Source organism: Rosenbergiella gaditana, assembly GCF_018494065.1.
GTDB classification, from domain to species: Bacteria; Pseudomonadota; Gammaproteobacteria; order Enterobacterales; family Enterobacteriaceae; genus Rosenbergiella; species Rosenbergiella gaditana.
Map to the genome: position 1 here is coordinate 98470 of NZ_JABBFR010000007.1, position 18615 is coordinate 117084.

At 46.4% G+C, this 18615-nt stretch carries 20 protein-coding genes; 13 read left to right on the forward strand and 7 right to left on the reverse strand.

Features of this window, described 5'->3' with window-relative positions:
- Positions 1-131 precede the first annotated feature (131 nt).
- Entirely contained in the window at positions 132-1352 is a 1221-nt protein-coding gene (locus tag HH682_RS07065) for an MFS transporter (RefSeq protein WP_214236885.1), read from the forward strand.
- A gap of 2 nt (positions 1353-1354) precedes the next feature.
- Here the strand turns inward: HH682_RS07065 and HH682_RS07070 are convergent, their stop codons facing one another.
- The gene (locus HH682_RS07070) at positions 1355-1813 is read right to left on the reverse strand and encodes a YbaK/EbsC family protein (RefSeq protein WP_214236886.1); all 459 of its coding nucleotides are present in this window, start codon (positions 1811-1813) and stop codon (positions 1355-1357) included.
- A gap of 186 nt (positions 1814-1999) precedes the next feature.
- Entirely contained in the window at positions 2000-3025 is a 1026-nt protein-coding gene (gene rsmC / locus HH682_RS07075; protein ID WP_214236887.1) for a 16S rRNA (guanine(1207)-N(2))-methyltransferase RsmC, read from the reverse strand.
- A 102-nt stretch (positions 3026-3127) separates the two neighbouring features.
- Between rsmC and HH682_RS07080 the strand changes: the two genes are divergently transcribed.
- Genes HH682_RS07080 through yjjG form a run of 3 tightly spaced genes read left to right on the forward strand, consistent with a single transcriptional unit; the run spans position 3128 to position 4650 of the window.
- The gene (locus tag HH682_RS07080) at positions 3128-3526 is read left to right on the forward strand and encodes a DNA polymerase III subunit psi (RefSeq protein WP_214236888.1); all 399 of its coding nucleotides are present in this window, start codon (positions 3128-3130) and stop codon (positions 3524-3526) included.
- Positions 3510-3950, forward strand: coding sequence for a ribosomal protein S18-alanine N-acetyltransferase (rimI, locus tag HH682_RS07085; RefSeq protein ID WP_214236936.1), 441 nt, complete (start codon positions 3510-3512; stop codon positions 3948-3950). Before HH682_RS07080 ends, rimI begins: the two co-directional genes overlap by 17 nt.
- A 22-nt stretch (positions 3951-3972) precedes the next feature.
- Positions 3973-4650, forward strand: a complete 678-nt coding sequence (yjjG, locus tag HH682_RS07090) for a pyrimidine 5'-nucleotidase (protein WP_214236937.1) — start codon at positions 3973-3975, stop codon at positions 4648-4650.
- 8 nt (positions 4651-4658) lie between these two features.
- Here the strand turns inward: yjjG and HH682_RS07095 are convergent, their stop codons facing one another.
- Positions 4659-5306 (reverse strand): YtjB family periplasmic protein, encoded by a 648-nt coding sequence (locus HH682_RS07095; protein WP_214236889.1) that lies wholly within the window; start codon positions 5304-5306, stop codon positions 4659-4661.
- 118 nt (positions 5307-5424) lie between these two features.
- Here HH682_RS07095 and serB point away from each other — a divergent pair, with 118 nt between their 5' ends.
- The 4 genes from serB to HH682_RS07115 all read left to right on the forward strand — a co-directional run bounded on the left by serB (position 5425) and on the right by HH682_RS07115 (position 9472).
- A complete protein-coding gene (gene serB / locus HH682_RS07100; protein WP_214236890.1) occupies positions 5425-6402 on the forward strand; it encodes a phosphoserine phosphatase in 978 nt (325 codons plus the stop codon).
- Positions 6403-6415: 13 nt separating this feature from the next.
- Positions 6416-7801: a DNA repair protein RadA gene (gene radA / locus HH682_RS07105; protein ID WP_214236891.1), complete on the forward strand. Its 1386-nt coding sequence runs from the start codon at positions 6416-6418 to the stop codon at positions 7799-7801.
- A gap of 43 nt (positions 7802-7844) precedes the next feature.
- Positions 7845-9110 carry a multifunctional transcriptional regulator/nicotinamide-nucleotide adenylyltransferase/ribosylnicotinamide kinase NadR gene (gene nadR / locus HH682_RS07110; RefSeq protein ID WP_214236892.1) on the forward strand — a complete coding sequence of 422 codons (1266 nt, stop codon included), beginning with the start codon at positions 7845-7847 and terminating at the stop codon, positions 9108-9110.
- Between the two features lie 77 nt (positions 9111-9187).
- Positions 9188-9472, forward strand: coding sequence for a hypothetical protein (locus tag HH682_RS07115; protein ID WP_214236893.1), 285 nt, complete (start codon positions 9188-9190; stop codon positions 9470-9472).
- Between the two features lie 41 nt (positions 9473-9513).
- Here HH682_RS07115 and ettA read toward each other — a convergent pair whose 3' ends face one another.
- Complete coding sequence (ettA, locus tag HH682_RS07120) at positions 9514-11181, reverse strand: energy-dependent translational throttle protein EttA (protein WP_214236894.1); 1668 nt, start codon at positions 11179-11181, stop codon at positions 9514-9516.
- 189 nt (positions 11182-11370) lie between these two features.
- Between ettA and sltY the strand changes: the two genes are divergently transcribed.
- Positions 11371-13290, forward strand: coding sequence for a murein transglycosylase (gene sltY, locus HH682_RS07125; RefSeq protein ID WP_214236895.1), 1920 nt, complete (start codon positions 11371-11373; stop codon positions 13288-13290).
- Positions 13291-13330: 40 nt separating this feature from the next.
- Positions 13331-13663, forward strand: a complete 333-nt coding sequence (gene trpR / locus HH682_RS07130) for a trp operon repressor (protein WP_250318604.1) — start codon at positions 13331-13333, stop codon at positions 13661-13663.
- Here trpR and yjjX read toward each other — a convergent pair.
- Positions 13620-14147 (reverse strand): inosine/xanthosine triphosphatase, encoded by a 528-nt coding sequence (gene yjjX / locus HH682_RS07135; protein ID WP_214236896.1) that lies wholly within the window; start codon positions 14145-14147, stop codon positions 13620-13622. The two genes, trpR and yjjX, sit on opposite strands and share 44 nt — an antisense overlap.
- 52 nt (positions 14148-14199) lie before the next feature.
- On the opposite strand from yjjX, the gene gpmB reads away from it, so the two are divergent.
- The gene (gpmB, locus tag HH682_RS07140; protein ID WP_214236897.1) at positions 14200-14847 is read left to right on the forward strand and encodes a 2,3-diphosphoglycerate-dependent phosphoglycerate mutase GpmB; all 648 of its coding nucleotides are present in this window, start codon (positions 14200-14202) and stop codon (positions 14845-14847) included.
- A gap of 33 nt (positions 14848-14880) precedes the next feature.
- Here gpmB and robA read toward each other — a convergent pair whose 3' ends face one another.
- Complete coding sequence (gene robA / locus HH682_RS07145; protein WP_214236898.1) at positions 14881-15747, reverse strand: MDR efflux pump AcrAB transcriptional activator RobA; 867 nt, start codon at positions 15745-15747, stop codon at positions 14881-14883.
- 205 nt (positions 15748-15952) lie between these two features.
- Here robA and creA point away from each other — a divergent pair, with 205 nt between their 5' ends.
- Positions 15953-16450 (forward strand): protein CreA, encoded by a 498-nt coding sequence (gene creA / locus HH682_RS07150; RefSeq protein ID WP_214236899.1) that lies wholly within the window; start codon positions 15953-15955, stop codon positions 16448-16450.
- A 42-nt stretch (positions 16451-16492) separates the two neighbouring features.
- Here the strand turns inward: creA and arcA are convergent, their stop codons facing one another.
- The gene (gene arcA, locus HH682_RS07155) at positions 16493-17209 is read right to left on the reverse strand and encodes a two-component system response regulator ArcA (RefSeq protein ID WP_214236900.1); all 717 of its coding nucleotides are present in this window, start codon (positions 17207-17209) and stop codon (positions 16493-16495) included.
- 553 nt (positions 17210-17762) lie between these two features.
- Here arcA and HH682_RS07160 point away from each other — a divergent pair.
- The gene (locus HH682_RS07160; protein WP_214236901.1) at positions 17763-18449 is read left to right on the forward strand and encodes a tRNA/rRNA methyltransferase; all 687 of its coding nucleotides are present in this window, start codon (positions 17763-17765) and stop codon (positions 18447-18449) included.
- Positions 18450-18615: the final 166 nt, after the last annotated feature.

Below are 18615 nucleotides of genomic sequence, written 5' to 3' on the forward strand. Positions count from 1 at the left end.
TTTTTTGTGATGTAACGGCCGCTTTTTCTGCTAGTAAAAGATGCTATAAAGGTTAAACAAAATTATAAGGTTTTCCCGCCGTATCGCGTGTAGCGGTGGGGTATTTTTCTTTTACTGGCTAGGATAGAACTATGTTTGGTTGGACATCAACGCAGCGTAATGTTGCAACAGCAAGCTTTTTAAGTTGGATGCTTGATGCATTCGATTTTTTTATTTTAGTTTTTGTACTGAGTGATTTAGCGGATTATTTCAAGACGTCAGTGACAGATATCTCAGTTGCTATCATGTTAACGCTGGCCGTCCGCCCCATCGGTGCATTGATTTTTGGGCGTTTAGCAGAGAAATATGGTCGACGGCCCATCTTAATGTTTAACGTCGCGCTATTTTCAGTTTTTGAATTATTGTCAGCTTGGTCTCCCACTTTTACCGTGTTTTTGCTACTACGTGTGATCTACGGTGTGGCGATGGGTGGAATATGGGGCGTTGCCTCATCATTAGCCATGGAGACCATCCCTGATCGCTCTCGCGGACTTATGTCGGGGATCTTTCAAGCCGGTTATCCTTGTGGCTACCTGTTAGCATCCATTATTTTTGGTCTGTTTTATGGGTATGTGGGCTGGCGTGGGATGTTTTTACTTGGTGCATTCCCTGTCTTATTGCTGCCGTTTATCTACTTTAATGTACCGGAATCACCGGTTTGGCTCGCCTCAAAAGCCCGTAAAGAGAGCCACGCATTACTACCGATTATCAAAAATAATCTTCGGGTATGCGGCTACCTCGTGCTGTTAATGGCTTGCTTCAATTTTTTCAGTCACGGAACTCAAGATCTCTATCCAACCTTCTTAAAAGTTCAGCATCAATTTGATGCTCACACAGTGAGTATTATCGCGATTTGCTACAATATCGCTGCGATGTTGGGCGGTGTATTTTTTGGCGTGTTATCTGAAAAAATTGGTCGCAAAAAAGCGATCATGATAGCAACGTTTCTCGCGTTACCCGTTCTACCGCTATGGGCTTTCGCCAGTGGTTCGGTCATGATTGGCGTTGGCGCATTCCTAATGCAATTTATGGTCCAAGGCGCATGGGGCGTTATCCCAAGCTGGCTAACCGAGTTAGTTCCCGCCAATGCCCGTGCCGTACTCCCGGGGTTCGTTTACCAATTAGGTAATTTAATTGCTTCGGTTAACGCCACATTGCAGTCGAAGATTGCTGCGCTGAATAGCGGCAATTATGGCATAGGGATGGCCATTGTTGCCGGAACGGTTGCGGTACTGATTTTTATCTTGGCAGCGTTTGGACGTGAAACCCGAGGAATGGAAATTTCTGGCGCAAAAGGGGTAGAGCGCCAGTAGGGTTATTGGCAGACGTCAATCCATTTGGCGTCTGTTAACTCAGCCATACGCTGGGGAGAAAGACGGACAGCGCTATGAACAGCCCCTGCAGCCGGTAACACTTCATCGAAATCTTCCAAACTGCGATCACAATAAATTTGTAACGGATTTTCGAGTCCAAAAGGACAAACGCCGCCAACCGGATGGCCTGTAGCAATAATGACTTCGTCAACGGTTAACATGCGAGCTTTTGCGCCGAAAGTCTCTTTTAACTTTTTATTGTCTAGCCGCGCATCGCCGCGCATCACGATTAACACGATATTGTGTTTAATTTTAAGTGATAAGGTCTTAGCGATTTGTCCAGGTGCAACGCCATGCGCACGTGCGGCCATATCGACAGTCGCAGTGCTTTGATTCATCTCAATCACTTCAATATCGGGGGCATGCTCCGAAAAAAAATCTCGGACGGACTGCAGGCTCATCGTTTTTCTCCCTTGTCATGCAGATGCCTAACTTCACTATTAGGTGGCAAAGTATAAACGAATTTAACTAAATGTATTGAAGAAATAAAGCGGGGCTAAAGCAGGACAGGAGGTCTGATCTCAACCGGACGAGGAAATAAATTCTCTTCGCTTTCACGAAGAGAATGTAAGAAAAGCGTAAAGTGATTAACGCTTATTTCTTCCCCACACACTGCGGTACACCCGAAATTTACCGGTTTGTGCCAGAATTTCGTAATGGCCGAAAGTCTCTTCTAATACTTGTGGATAGGGTAAAAAGGCATTCGCCACAATCCGTAGTTCCCCGCCACTACTCAGGTGATTCGCTGCACCCCTGATTAACGCATGCGCCGCATCTAGGCTAGTTTGTAGTCCTTCATGAAACGGAGGGTTTGAAAGAATCATATCAAACCGTCCTTGGACATTAGAGAAGACATTACTGGCGAACACTTCACCTTCTATATCGTTAACAGCTAATGTCGCTTGGCTGGCGGCAATGGCAGCAGCGTTCACATCGGTTAACCATAAACGGACTTTAGGAGAGTGCTGCTTCAAACTTGCGGCCAGTACCCCCGCACCACAACCTAGGTCTAATACCTTTCCTTTGGTATGAGGAGTCAGTGTCGACAGTAAGAGCGCACTGCCATTATCCAGTCCATCACGACTGAAGACACCGGGAAGGGTTTTAATGGTGAGATGATCGAGCTGATAGGCATCATAGTAGTTATCGATATTGAATTCTGCTTGGTGATCAAGTCGTCCATGGTATAAGCCACAACGTCTAGCACTATCAATTTTCTCAAGCGTACTATATTGTTCGATTACGTTTTCCGCGCTACGCACGCCGCTGCGGTTTTCACCTACCACAAAAATATCGCTACCCACTGGTAATAGAGCCAGTAGATTGGCGAGTTGAAAAGCCGCTTCAGGTTTATTTTTAGGCCAGTAATAAATTAGGGTATCACAGCCTGCTAAGTGTTCAGCGGTAGCATAAAGCCCAAATTGCGCACGTTCTTCTAATTGCTGGCTTAACGCTTGCCAGTGGTGGAACTGCTGTGTAAAAACACGGGTAGAGGCCGTGGTTAATTGTGCAGGTAACATATCCTGCAGGTCACCGGCAAAAATAATATGGCGATGTTCGAACTCTTCCTCGTGGCGCAACAGCACTTCGCTGGCCGGCATATAAGCAGACATGGTAACTCCTCTTTCATAAGTGGGGCGATTATAGAGGTTTATTGGCGTGGGTTCGATGGTTTTGCTAGCATAGCAGCGTAAGCATTTGTTGAGTGGATAAAAATGACAGAGAGACGAGACTGGTTATTAGCGCAAATGGGGATAGACCAGTACCGTTTACGGCGCCCCGAAGTCTTACACGGCGAAGTGGCAATTGCCATCAGACCGACAACGAAACTCGTGATTGTCGGTTTACAGCGTGATGAGATTCACCACCCTTTCATTAATGATGTGCTTCGCAGTCTAGCGTTTGAATCGGCCTATGTGCTCTATCTCACGGTGGAGCAACTCCCTTTGCTCCCTCAGTCGTTATCCTGTTTACTCTGGTTTGTTGGCCACGATCCTCAACATCGTTATGCGGAGCAGCAACTCTACTCTCCGTCTTTTACTACCTTAGTCAATACCGCTGAGGCTAAACGTATCTTATGGCAGCAATTTTGTGACTATGATAACAATCTCTGAACTTCAGCCCGTGGAGTGGGAACACGCTTTCACTATTGAAACCCAGTGCCATTCACATCCTTGGAGTGCGGCTACCTTTCAAGCAAACCAAGGTGAGCGTTTTATTAACTTACGTGCTGATCAAGAGGGAGAACTGGCGGGTTTCGCGATTTGCCAAGTGGTACTTGATGAGGCCTCACTGTTTAATATTGCCGTCTCACCGGCCTTTCAACGTCGGGGGATCGCTCGTCAACTGATCATGGCATTAAGCGAACGATTAGTAGAGCGCGAGGTCATGATGCTATGGCTAGAAGTCCGCGCCTCAAACTTACCGGCCATTGGACTCTATGAGTCACTCGACTTCAATGAAGTGTCACGACGTCTTAATTATTATCCAAGCGCCACTGGGCGTGAGGATGCGCTGATCATGGCGTTAACACTCTAATCCATTTTTCCGAGGCACTATGCTGATAAAACAATTCGACTGCATTCTTTTTGATGCCGATGAGACACTGTTTGAATTCGATGCCTATAAAGGGCTGAACAAGATGTTCGCGCAGCACGGGGTGACGTTCAGCCAAGAAGATTACCAAGAGTACCAAGCGTTGAATCTGCCATTGTGGACAGCTTACCAACAGCATGAAATTGATGCGGAGCAACTGAAGACCCGACGCTTTGACCCTTGGGCGAAAGTACTTAATCTGCCTGCTAGCACGCTCAATCAACAATTTTTAGCGTCGATGGCTGAGATCTGTCAGCCTCTTCCCGGCGCTAAGGCTCTATTAGACGCGATTGCACCCCACGTCCGTCTTGGGATCATTACCAATGGTTTTACTGACTTACTGCATGCGCGTTTAGCCAGTACCGGACTGGGCCACTATTTCCAAGTCCTGACTATTTCAGAGCAGTTTGGTCTGGCTAAGCCTGCTCCTGAGATTTTCCAGCATACCTTGGAACAACTGGAAGGTTGCCAAGCCGGGCGTACGCTAATGGTCGGTGATACACCGGAGTCTGATATCGCGGGTGGAATTAACGCGGGAATGAAAACCTGTTGGTTAGATCATGGCGACAAAACACTTCCAGAGACCATTAGGCCTGACTGGCAAGTTCCCACTCTTAGCGCGTTACAGGCATTATTAGTGTAGTGCATCGGTTACTGACCGTGCTTATCTTTATCATGCCGTTGGGTGATCGGGCGATGTGCGGTAAGTAAATAGGGCGACTGTTGCCAATGCGTACGTTGGTCTCGTAATAGTGTCCTGGCCAAAATAATACCGATGGCGAGAGACAGTAATAACATCAAGCGGAGCAAGTTAGTGGTGTTATCCACATGACGCGCTTCGCTGGCTAATGTATGGGTATCCAAGGTGAGCCTTAAATACCCTTGAGGACCTTCACGGGTTTGTAGAGGGACCACAAGTTGGCGGGTGGAATAGCTTCCTGTCCGATCTCCCGTTAAGCCTAATCGATTCCGAACACTCATCGATTGGCCGCTGTGTGCCAGTCGAGAACCATCGATATCATAGAGAGACACATCGATAACCCGCGGTTGTTGCGCCAAGTGGTTGAGTATTCCGGTTAACGCAGGGAGGTCAACCTCATCCTGTGTGAAATAAGGCAGTAAACTGTAAGCCACTTGATTCGCTAATCCCTGAGAGAGCTCTGCAGCTTGTGACGTTTCGATTTTCTGGCGGCTAGAACTGAACCATGATGCGCCCTGCATCAATAGCACCATTAAGGCTAAACAGGCTAAAACAATAACTGTTCTATGAAGTTGAATTTTTATTTTTGGCCTTTGCATGTGAATAGCATCTCATTTTTTTTCATAAATCATCGGCTCAGATGTGGGTTTATGTTGCCATGGCTGGGCCGATCGGGGTAGCCTTTTGCCGGGTTTTAATGTTTGTTCAGGAGCACCAATGCCAAACCGATTAAGTTGGTCTGATTTACCTACGGATGTTACAGCATGGCCAGGATTGCCGCTTTCGTTAAATGGGGATGAAGTGATGCCCCTCGATTACCGTGCAGGCCGTAGCGGCTGGCTACTCTTTGGTCGCTCTCTGGATAAACAGTGTTTGACTGATTACCAGCAGCAGCTAGACGGTGCTTTAGTGTTAGTCAGTGCTTGGACCGTCGGCGATTATACGGTATTGAGGTTGGCCGGGTCACTCACCGCTGAAGCCCGTAAAGTAGCTTATCAGTTCCAACTTGACGTTGCGGCCCTAGGTCAACTCCCTGAATTACAACAACCTGGTTTGCTGGTGATGGATATGGATTCTACGGCAATTGAGATTGAGTGTATTGATGAAATTGCCATTTTAGCAGGTTGCGGGGAAAAAGTGGCAGAGGTCACTGAAAAGGCGATGCGCGGTGAGCTTGATTTTCAACAAAGCTTACGTGAACGTGTTGCACAGCTAGCAGGTGCTGATGAGGCGATTTTACAACAGGTTCTTGATCGCTTGCCACTGATGCCAGGCCTTGAATTACTGGTGAACACCTTACACTCGCGCGGGTGGCAAGTTGCCATTGCTTCCGGTGGTTTTACCTTCTTTGCTGACTATTTAAAACAAAAATTAAAACTCAGCGCAGTAGCTGCTAATCAGCTCGAGATCGTTAACGGAAAACTCACGGGTGAGGTACTAGGGGATATTGTCGACGCAAAATACAAAGCGACCTTCCTCGAAAAATTAGCGGCTCGCTATGAGCTCCCTCGGTCACAAACTGTCGCGATTGGCGACGGTGCGAATGATTTAGTGATGATTCAAGCTGCGGGATTAGGTATTGCTTATCATGCTAAGCCGAAAGTGAACGAGAAAAGTGAAGTTGCTATTCGTTTTGCTGATTTGACTGGGGTGTTGTGTATCCTCACCGGTAGCCTTAACCATGAATCACGCTAATTAAGGAGTCATTTTGGCTAAAGCAGCAAAACGTGCCTTTGTCTGTAACGAGTGTGGCGCAGACTATCCTCGTTGGCAGGGACAGTGTAGTGCCTGCCATGCGTGGAATACTATTACTGAAGTACGGCTGGCCGCTTCGCCGACTGTGGCAAGAAATGAGCGTTTATCTGGGTATGCGGGTAGCACGGGTAAGAGCAAGGTACAAAAACTCTCTGAGATAAGCCTTGAAGCGTTACCGCGTTTTTCCACCGGCTTCAAAGAGTTTGACCGCGTACTGGGCGGCGGTGTCGTGCCTGGCAGTGCCATTCTGATTGGTGGAAGCCCTGGTGCCGGTAAATCAACGTTATTGCTGCAGACGCTCTGTAAACTGTCCGAGCAGATGAAAACACTCTACGTGACCGGTGAAGAGTCATTGCAACAAGTTGCGATGCGTGCGCACCGTCTTGGCTTACCGACGACACACCTGAATATGCTTTCAGAAACTAGCATCGAAGAGATCTGCCAAATTGCCGAGACAGAAACGCCACAATTAATGGTTATCGACTCGATCCAAGTGATGCATATGGCGGATGTACAATCTTCTCCAGGAAGTGTTGCGCAAGTCCGCGAAACGGCTGCTTACTTAACTCGTTTTGCCAAGACCCGTAATGTCGCCATCGTGATGGTCGGCCACGTGACCAAAGATGGTTCGTTGGCCGGTCCCAAAGTGCTGGAACACTGTATCGACTGTTCTGTATTACTGGATGGAGATACGGACTCCCGTTTTCGTACCTTACGCAGTCACAAAAACCGTTTTGGTGCGGTGAACGAACTGGGTGTCTTCGCGATGACCGAGCAGGGGATGCGAGAAGTGAGTAACCCTTCAGCGATCTTCTTGTCACGGGGCGATGAGGTGACACCGGGAAGTTCTGTCATGGTGGTATGGGAAGGTACACGTCCTCTGCTGGTGGAAATTCAGGCATTAGTAGACCATTCGTTAATGGGGAATCCTCGTCGTGTTGCGGTGGGGCTCGAACAGAATCGATTAGCGATTCTGTTGGCAGTGCTGCATCGTCATGGTGGATTGCAGATGGCCGATCAAGATGTGTTTGTTAATGTGGTAGGCGGGGTAAAAGTCACTGAGACCAGCGCCGATTTGGCGTTACTGTTAGCAATGGTCTCCAGCTTACGTGACCGGGCTTTACCGCAAGATTTGGTCATATTTGGTGAAGTCGGGCTTGCAGGAGAAATCCGCCCTGTACCGAGTGGCCAAGAACGTATCTCCGAGGCGAGTAAACATGGCTTTACTCGGGCTATCGTGCCAGCAGCTAATGCACCTAAAAATCTACCCAGCGGTATGAAAGTTTATCCAGTCAAAAAATTAGCGGATGCGTTAGCGATATTTGATGAATTAACCTAACGTTTTACTTAGTCAGGGCATTAAGCACTCAGGAACTGGCGTGATGCAAAATTATGATTATCTGAAACTCGCGATACAGCAAAAAGGCATCACTCTGCAGCAGGTTGCCGAGGCTTGTGAAATGACTAAGGGCTACCTCAGTCAGTTATTAAATCAGAAAATAAAAAACCCGAGTGCCTCGAAACTGGAGGCGCTGCATCATTTTCTGGGGCTGGACTATCCTTACCGGCAAAAAGTTGTTGGGGTTGTTTTCGGTAAGTTTTACCCTTTACACACTGGGCATATTTACCTTATTCAGCGGGCGAGCAGTCAGGTTGATGAACTGCATATTATTATGGGACATGATGAACCTCGTGATCGGCAACTCTTTGAAGAGAGTGCTATGTCCGAACAACCGACGACGGCTGATCGGTTGCGTTGGTTACTCCAGACCTTTAAATACCAAAAAAATATTCGTATTCACTCCTTTAATGAGGAGGGCGTCGAACCCTACCCCCATGGTTGGGATATCTGGAGCCAAGAGATCAGCGCCTTTATGGCGGAAAAACAGATCCATGCCCAGCGTATTTACACCAGCGAACAAGATGATGCTGAGATGTTTGAACGCTACCTTAGGATTGAAACGATCGTTGTCGATGCGCAGCGATCGTTTATCAATATTAGCGGTCGTCAGATACGTCAAGATCCTTTCCGGTATTGGGACTATATCCCGACAGAAGTGAAGCCATTTTTTGTCCGTAAGGTGGCACTACTGGGTGGTGAATCGAGCGGTAAGTCAACGCTCGTGAATAAACTTGCGAATATCTTTAATACCACGAGTGCGTGGGAGTATGGACGTGACTATGTCTTCTCTCAGTTGGGTGGGGATGAGATGGCGCTTCAATATTCTGACTACGATAAAATTGCACTAGGGCAGGCGCAATACATCGATTTTGCAGTAAAATATGCCAATAAAGTCGCCTTTATTGATACCGACTTTGTGACGACTCAAGCGTTTTGTTTAAAGTATGAAGGAAAGGCTCACCCTTTTGTGCAGGCGCTCATTGCGGAATATCGGTTCGATCTGGTGATCCTGTTAGAAAATAATGTGCCTTGGGTGGCGGATGGGCTGCGAAGCCTAGGCAGTTCTGTCGATCGTAAAGAGTTTCAATTATTACTGAGTGACCTGCTAGAGCAGAACGGTATTCCCTTTGTACAGGTGAAAGAAAACGATTATGACAGTCGCTTTCTACGTTGTATTGAGCTTGTCGAGCAGGTGTTACTTAAATCGGCGTCTCCATTTCATCACGACCAGCTCAACCCGATATAATAAAGGCAATACTCGATTTAGATAGAATTTAATCACTCGGGGTTAAAGTAGGACTTTGACTCCATGGAGGAAAGTAGATGGGTTATCAACGGATTATTTTGGTGGTGTTAACGGTAGCCATAGTCAGTGGGTGTACACCTAAGATTACTCCGCTATCGGAAGATACTTACTTAGTTAAGTGTCAGCAAATGTTCGGGAAAATGGCGGACTGTGTGGCTTTAGCAAAAAAACAGTGTCCAATGGGATATGATGTGATCAGCGCCAAGGATGAAACGTCATTCGGGACCAGTTTGGATAAAAATAATAGTGTGCCCTACGTCGGGGGGGTAAAGCGTTCAATGTTAGTTAAATGTTGGCGGTGAATGGCAAAGAGAGCCGACCCGCGGCTCTCTTAATATGAACGTTATTTGCTCATTTTCTTGTATTTCATACGCTTTGGTTCAAGCGCTTCATGGCCTAATGTGCGTTTACGGTAGTCTTCGTACTCGCTAAAGTTTCCTTCAAAGAACGTCACATTACCTTCATCTTGATAATCAAGAATATGGGTCGCGATTCTGTCGAGGAACCAACGGTCGTGCGAGATAACCATGGCACAACCTGGGAACTCTAATAGGGCATTTTCCAAGGCGCGCAGGGTTTCAATATCCAAATCGTTGGTAGGCTCATCAAGTAGTAATAAGTTACCGCCAACTTGTAATAATTTAGCTAAATGTAAACGGCCTCGTTCGCCTCCGGAGAGCTCACCGACGCGTTTTCCTTGATCGGTCCCTTTAAAGTTAAAGCGTCCGACGTAAGCGCGGCTTGGCATCTCGAAGTTACCGATACGCATAATATCTTGGCCGCCAGAAACTTCTTCCCACACGGTTTTACTATTATCCATCGCATCACGGAACTGATCGACCGAAGCCAGTTTCACCGTTTCACCTAGCATGATCTCACCGGAGTCAGGTTGTTCTTGACCCGATAGCATACGGAATAGAGTTGATTTACCCGCACCATTGGCACCGATGATACCGACAATCGCCCCTTTCGGAATCGAAAAAGAGAGATTATCAATAAGAACGCGATCACCGTAAGATTTGGTTAGGTTATTCACCTCAACGACTTTATCGCCCAAACGCGCTCCAGGTGGGATAAAGAGTTCGCTGGTTTCATTACGTTTTTGGTACTCGACGCTATTGAGTTCGTCAAAGCGGGCAAGACGTGCTTTACCTTTTGATTGACGACCTTTAGTTCCTTGACGTACCCATTCCAGCTCTTTTTCAATCGATTTACGGCGTGCCGCTTCAGCGGAAGCTTCTTGTGCTAAGCGTTGATCTTTTTGCTCTAACCAAGAAGAGTAGTTGCCTTCCCATGGGATCCCTTCGCCACGGTCAAGTTCTAAGATCCAGCCTGCGACATTATCAAGGAAGTAACGGTCGTGCGTGATCGCCACAACGGTACCTTCAAAGTCGTGCAGGAAGCGTTCAAGCCAGGCAACAGATTCTGCATCAAGGTGGTTAGTTGGCTCATCAAGCAGCAACATATCCGGTTTTTCAAGCAGCAGTCGACAGAGTGCCACACGACGACGCTCACCCCCAGAAAGATTGGCGACTTTAGCGTCCCATTCTGGTAAACGTAGTGCATCGGCTGCACGCTCTAATTGCGTGTTAAGATTGTGACCATCATGGGTTTGAATGATTTCTTCCAAACGACCTTGTTCAGCGGCTAATTTATCGAAATCGGCCTCAGGTTCAGCGTAAAGTGCATAAACTTCATCAAGGCGTTTTAGCGCACCGACAACCTCAGAAAGTGCCTCTTCGATCGACTCTCGTACGGTATGCTCTGGGTTAAGTTGAGGCTCTTGAGGCAGGTAGCCGATTTTTATACCGGGTTGCGGTCTTGCTTCGCCCTCGATATCTTTATCGATGCCGGCCATAATGCGTAATAGCGTAGATTTTCCTGCGCCGTTAAGACCAAGTACGCCAATTTTTGCCCCTGGGAAGAAGCTAAGAGAAATATTTTTTAAAATATGTCGTTTGGGAGGAACAACTTTCCCCACACGGTGCATACTGTATACGAATTGCGCCACGAGATAGGCCTCTTAGTAGTCGTTAAACGTGTTATTTGCGGAGAAGTGTATCTGTTTTCACGGCATATTCACAGCAACAGCTAAGAGGAAAGGACTATAATCGAAAGGGCTAACAGGAAAGCTGAACGAAGTATTGGAAACATGTTAGCGTAATGAACTCTTCACTATGGCGACGATAAGGGGTAAAACGTGGCAGATTGGAAGCATTGGGTGGTAGGAGTATGTCTTACCACAGTGAGTTGCGTGGCATTTGCGGACTCATTACAGGAGCAGCGCCAGCGTTATAGCCAAATACGTCAAGCGTGGGATGCTAAGCAAATGGATGTGGTGGCACAGTTAATGCCAACGCTACAAGAGTACCCACTTTATCCCTATCTTGAATACCGCCAACTTTCCCAAGATCTTAGTCAAGATACGGCGCTGGGAATCAATAACTTTGTGAATCGTTATCCTACTCTACCTGCTGGTAAAAGCCTGAAAAATCAATTTGTCAGTGAGCTTGCACGCCGTGATGATTGGCAAGGCTTACTCAGTTTTAGTCCGCAAGAGCCCCCTACGACTCAAGCCAAATGTAACTGGTATTACGCGAATTATGCCACAGGACATCAGCGTCTTGCTTGGCAAGGGGCTAAATCCATCTGGATGACTGGACGCTCATTACCCGGTGGTTGTGATCGGCTCTTTACAGCATGGCAGAATAGCGGCGATTTTAGTGCCGACCAGATACTGACTCGTCTTTTGCTTTCATTTAAAGCAGGGAACGACCGCCTGACGAATCAACTTATTGCTCAGTTACCTTCTGACTACGATACGCTGAGTACCGCGCTAAGAGCCTTGCAGAATTCTTCGCAGGGGGTACTCACCTTTGCTCAAAGTGTTTCACCGACCGACTTTAGCCGTAAAATTACCGTCCTTGCCTTCAATCGTTTAGCGCGTGATAACACTGATCAAGCACAGTCGATGATCCCGCAGTTGGCCTCGGCACAAAAGATGGACGAATCAGACACGCAAGCGTTAAAAGAGGCTGTGGCTTGGCAATTAATGTCGACCGAGACGACTTCAACACAGCAAAACTGGCGTGATGAAGTAGTGATGGACAGTGAGTCCGAAACGTTACTCGAAAGACGTATCCGTCTAGCCTTGAGCCAAAGCGATCGTCGCGGCTTGAACACGTGGATCGCTCGCTTACCGGTTGAAGCAAAGCAGAAAGATGAATGGCAATATTGGCAGGCCGATCTACTGCTCGAAAGAGGGCGTAAATCGGAAGCTGATGAGATATTGCACCAACTTATGCGCCAGCGCGGTTTTTATGCCATGGTCGCTGCACAGCGCCTAGGCGAAGACTATTCATTGCAAGTGGATAAAGCCCCCGAGGCGGATAGCTCAGTGACTGAGGGGCCTGAAATAGCAAGGATCCGCGAGCTAATGTATTGGAATCTTGATAACTTAGCGCGTAGCGAGTGGGCGAGTTTAATTCGTAGCAAAAGTGTGAGCCAACAGCAGATGTTAGCGAGCTATGCCAACTCACAAGATTGGTGGGATCTAAGCGTACAGGCTACTATTACCGCGAAAATGTGGAATAGTCTTAAAGAGCGCTTCCCGATTGCTTGGCAGACTTATTTCAAGCGGTATGCTTCCGGCAAAGCGATTCCGACCACCTTCGCGATGGCAATTTCCCGACAAGAGAGTGCGTGGAATCCTAAAATTCAGTCGCCAGTGGGGGCCACAGGCTTAATGCAGATTATGCCGGGAACGGCTACCCATACGGTTAAAATGTATGAGATCTCGGACTATAGTAATAGTAGCCAACTGCTTGATCCTGAGATGAATATTCAGATTGGTATGCAATATTTGGATTATGTCTACCGTCAATTTGATAATAACCGGATTCTGGCGGCAGGCGCCTATAATGCTGGACCAGGCAGGATTAATCGCTGGTTATCTGCCAGTCAGGGACGATTGGACCCAGTAGCCTTTATCGAAACGATCCCTTTCTCTGAAACAAGAAATTACGTTAAAAATGTCCTCTCTTATGACGCTTATTATCGTTATTTAATGGGATCGCCCGATAAAATCTTCGCAGACAGTGAGTGGAATCGACGTTACTGAGTATGCTATGCTTCCGTACTCGTTAATGAGTACGGAAGCCATGCTGATGACTATTCACCAAGAAACCCCGCTTGCAGAGCTAGACTGGACTCGCTTTATCGAATTATTGGCGAAAGCCTTCTCTTCAGGTCAGGGCGAGGCGTTATTGAATCTGATGCTCACTTCAGATGAGCGCCAAGCTTATGCAACGCGTCTATGTATTATCGAAGAGCTACTTCGTAGTCAGTTGAGCCAACGGCAGCTCAAAGAGCAGTTAGGCGTCGGGATTGCGACAATCACTCGAGGATCGAACGGCTTAAAATCGGCCTCTCCCGAACTTCGCCACTGGCTTACTGAGCAGCTTCTGCATAAAAAGGATGGATCAGAGGGCTAAGTGCCAAAATAATCGCTTGTTGATAGACCGACGATCGCGTTAACAGGCCTGAAGTAATTGCCCCAATCGCTCCTCCTTTATGTTTGATATTCTCAATACCGGTCAGCGTCGACATGAGTGGGCCAAGTTCGGCGCCTTCTTGTAACGCAGTAACCAGGGAGTCGGGTAACATAAAGCTGGCGGAACGAGATTCGCTACGTTGATTTTTGGTTTCAGCAATGATCCAAGCAAAAGCCTGATTTTTATCGATACCCGCTTCAATTGCTATCCATAACGTTGCGTCAGGATAATATTTTCGAGCCGAAGATAAACGATGATTAGCACCTTGCCAGGTTTCGCTATCGGTAAGGGGTTGTGGGGAAACACCGCTCTCAACATCGACGCCTTCTACTTCAATATGTTTATCGTGAAAGACGGCTTTACACGCTTCGGTAACGGCTAAAATTTTAGCTGGGTTGCGGGTTGCCACAACAACATGATACATAATGGTAGCTCGAAGGTAATAGAATTGTTTTGATCATATAATGGAAAGGGTTATGCAACAAGTTTTGCTGGTTCGCCATGGAGAAACGTTGTGGAATACAGAGCAACGAATTCAAGGACAAAGTGACAGCGCGCTCACTGAACAGGGGATACTACAAGCGAGGCAAACGGGATTACGGCTACAACATTTGGGCATAACCCATATTATCTCAAGTGATCTGGGACGTACGCAACAAACTGCGGCAATTATTGCTGACTATTGCGATTGTCCTGTACTGACCGATTCGCGATTACGCGAAATCAATATGGGAACGTTGGAAGGAAGAGTCTTAACCAGCTTAAGTCAGGATGAAGAGCAATGGCGTAAATCGTTACTCAATGGCGATCCTGCTGGAAGAATTCCGCAAGGTGAAAGTATGGAAGAGCTCGCCCAACGACTGCGTGAAGCACTTGAAGCAACGCGTGCTCTTCCAGCTGGTAGTAAACCAGTGTTGATCAGCCACGGTATTGCGCTGGGATGTTTGCTTGGTACGCTACTGGGTTTACCTGCATGGGCAGAAAGGCGTCTACGACTGAGAAACTGTTCAGTTTCACGGGTCGACTACCAATCGAGTTCTTGGCTGGCAGAAGGCTGGATTGTGGAGAGTACTGGAGATATTGCGCATCTCTCAGTCCCAGCATTAGATGAACTTAAAGCGTAGAGCTTCTCCCGGTATTGGCCGGGAGAGTATCTATTAGGCGCTTTTTCTAATCGGGATCAGGTAATCACAGCGAATATCAGGAGTGGTTAAGCCCTGTGAGGTGTAAAAGCGTTCAATATCCTGCCCAGAACGACGAGTTAAATTTAAGGTTGGCATACAAGTGCTATAGAGTACTAGGATGAAATCCTGCAGTCCTTCTTTTAGCCCTTCGTAGCTAAACTGTACGTAGTCCCCGCCTTCAAATGTAATCTCCTCGACTGAATCGAGTGTTTTGGCGAAATGTCCATCGGCAATAGCAGTGGTGTAGAGAATTTCTTGTTCATCTTCTTTTTCTGTACTGCTACGCACTTGATGTAGCCCGTAGACCCTTTCAGGAAGAGTGTCTTTGGTGTTACGTAAAAACTGTTGCCAGAAATGTTTACGCATTTCTGCCCGAAAACTTGAGATCTGTTCGAGCGTGCAGGTATAACTTTGTGTATGACCGTACAGGGTCGTTTCCGGTACAGTGACCATCGTAGGTTGCGGCATAGAAAACGCGCCCATACGAATGGGAGGACGCAGTCCGAATGAGGACCAATCTAATGCTCTGCGATAGCTTGCAGGTGTCTGGTTAAATTGCTTTTTAAACGCGCGCGTAAAAGTCTGTTGGGAATCAAAACGATACTGCAAGGCAATATCCAATATAGGTCTACCCGTCAACCTTAATGCCACCGCGGCTTTTGAAAGACGGCGTGAACGAATATAAGCCCCGATTGCATGACCCGTAATATTTTTGAACATCCGCTGTAAGTGCCATTTTGAATAGCCAGCTTTGTGGGCAACATTATCAAGTGATAGAGGCTGGTCCAAATGACTTTCTAACCACACCAATAAATCTCTGATAATTCCAGCTTGGTCCATAATAAATCCCCTTATCCATTGGCAGGTTAAGCCTTTTAGGCAGACTATTATACGCTAGATTTCAATTTTCTGAATCTATTGCCACTGATTATTGGACCTATTAATATCGATATTTACATAGAATATTTTTAGCTTATAAAAATAACTTTAGGGTATTATCACTTCAAGTTACTTAATTTAACGCATCATGAGGGTTTTTAGTTTTATGAAAATTCAGTATTCCGCTTCTTTTTTTAAACGTCTTTTAGCATTTTCAATTCTATTCACCGCCGCTTTACCACAGCTAGCGCAGAGTGAGGAAATTGGCTCAGTTGATACAAAGTTTAAAATAATTGGGGCTAACCATAAAATCGTTATTGAAGCTTTCGACGATCCTGAAATCAGTAACGTCACTTGTTACTTAAGTCGTGCTAAAACTGGAGGGATTAAGGGAAGCCTCGGATTAGCGGAAGATACAGCAGATGCGGCTATTTCCTGCCATCAAGTAGGGCCAATTGAGGTTCCTGATAATATCAAAGCAGGCAAAACAGATGGCGAAACGGTCTTCAAACAAAGAACATCGCTAATTTTTAAGAAATTACAGGTTAATCGTTTTTACGATAAGAAAAGAAATGCGCTGGTGTACCTCGCTTATTCCGACAAAGTGGTCGAGGGGTCGCCTAAAAATGCATTAAGTGCAGTACCAATTATGCCTTGGCATTAAAGAAAAAAGCCCAGAAATTCTGGGCTACTTTATTGCAGGTATTTACTCTTCGATATCACCGCAAAAGCGATATCCTTCACCGTGAATAGTCGCGATGATTTCAGGCGTACCTGGGGTTGACTCGAAATGTTTACGAATACGACGAATCGTGACATCAACGGTACGGTCATGAGGCTTAAGATCACGTCCTGTCATCTTTTTCAGTAACTCAGCTCGTGGCTGAATTTTTCCAGGGTTTTCACAGAAATGGAGCATCGCTCTGAATTCACTGCGTGGCAATTTATATTGCTCGCCCTGTGGATTGATCAGAGAACGACTATTGATATCAAGTACCCAGCCATTGAAGCGATAGTTTTCAACGTGCTTTTGTTCTTCTTGGCTCGGGGCGAGATTCATTGTACGAGATAACAGGTTACGTGCACGGATAGTAAGTTCACGAGGGTTAAATGGCTTAGTGATGTAATCATCTGCACCGATTTCTAGCCCCAGAATTTTATCGACTTCGTTATCGCGCCCAGTCAGGAACATCAGTGCAACGCTTTGTTGTTCACGAAGTTCCCGAGCGAGAAGTAGACCATTTTTGCCCGGTAGGTTGATATCCATAATCACTAAGTTAACAGTGTGCTCGGTCAAAGCGTGATGCATTTCTGCACCATCTGTTGCTTCGTAAACGGTATAACCCTCTGCCTCAAAAATACTCTTGAGCGTGTTGCGGGTAACTAACTCATCTTCGACGATAAGAATTTGTGGGATCTGCATGTTTTGCTACCTAAAATTTGCCAACGAAATTGATACAAGGCCACAGCGCTGATGTTGCGTAGAGTAAGTTAAATCAATTAATGCTGGGCGATGACGTACTGGGTTCGATATTTTGATTTTTAGCACGGACGATTACATTAATAAGCTAATAACTGGGATTTTTGAGTTTATACCCAGTCAGTCAATAGGTTACAAACCTATCCTAACGCCTTTAACACTCAGCTAACAGCATGAATAACATTCAGGAAGCAAATAAATGTGCTTCGTTGACTTATATCAAAGCTAAGTGTAGCACGTTAACAGTTGTATGAAAAATGACTATTTGGTTTTATTTTACTATTAAAATCAGTCACTTCTGTTGAGAGTTATTAAAAAAATTCTCACATTTCTCGATATTGCTCATATGGTACCGATTCCTGCCGCTTTCGGTTAACGCGCACTGTTTGAGAAAAAAATTAACATTCTCCTCACTCTGTTTGAGACAACATCGTGGCTAGCCAAGATAAATACGGCAGTCTATGATAGCGGCTCGCTTAGAATCGAAGGTGTATGCATGTTTTTTCCGATTATTTTAGTGGCGCCTGCGCGTGCAGAGAACGTAGGTGCTGCGGCCCGCGCCATGAAAACCATGGGGTTCACGCAGTTGAGAATAGTGAATAGCCAAGTCCACCGTGAGGCAGCGGCTCACTGGACAGCTCATGGTGCTACCGAGATCTTGGATAACGTTGAAACGTTTACAACGCTGCAAGAAGCGTTAGAAGATATTGATTTTTCAATCGCAACTACCGCACGTAGTCGCGCTAAATTCCGCTACTACGCAACCCCGACTGAGGTATTAGAGCAGTTACGTGAAAAGCGTCAATGGATGAGCCGTTTTGCTTTAGTTTTTGGTTGTGAAGAGAATGGGCTGAGTAATGCAGATCTTGAGTGCGTCGATTTGCTTACAGGGATCCCTATGGCCGTCGATTATCCTTCTCTTAACTTGGGGCAAGCGGTAATGGTATTTTGCTACCAGCTTTCTGTGCTAAACCTGGACCCTCAAGTCGACGTACCAGAAGAGTCGTCGCAACAGCTAATAGCATTACGTGAAAGAGTGACTCAATTATTGGACAACATTGAGGTCAGCGATGACCAAAAATTAGTGAACTGGATTGAGCAACGCTTAGGGTTTGCACAATGGCGAGATACCGCCATGTTACACCGATTAGTTCAAGATATTGAAAAAAAGCTCGCAAAATAAAATCCTGTCTGTAGGTAAGATGGCAGGGACAGATCTTGTCATAACCCTCTGTTGCCATGTATCAGGTAAATCGTCTTCAATTTTGAAGGATCTCTGCTTAAACGTGGGGTGGTATCTTAAGAATAAATTCGTTGACTTGGGGGGCTGTTTGCTTTAATTCTGTTAG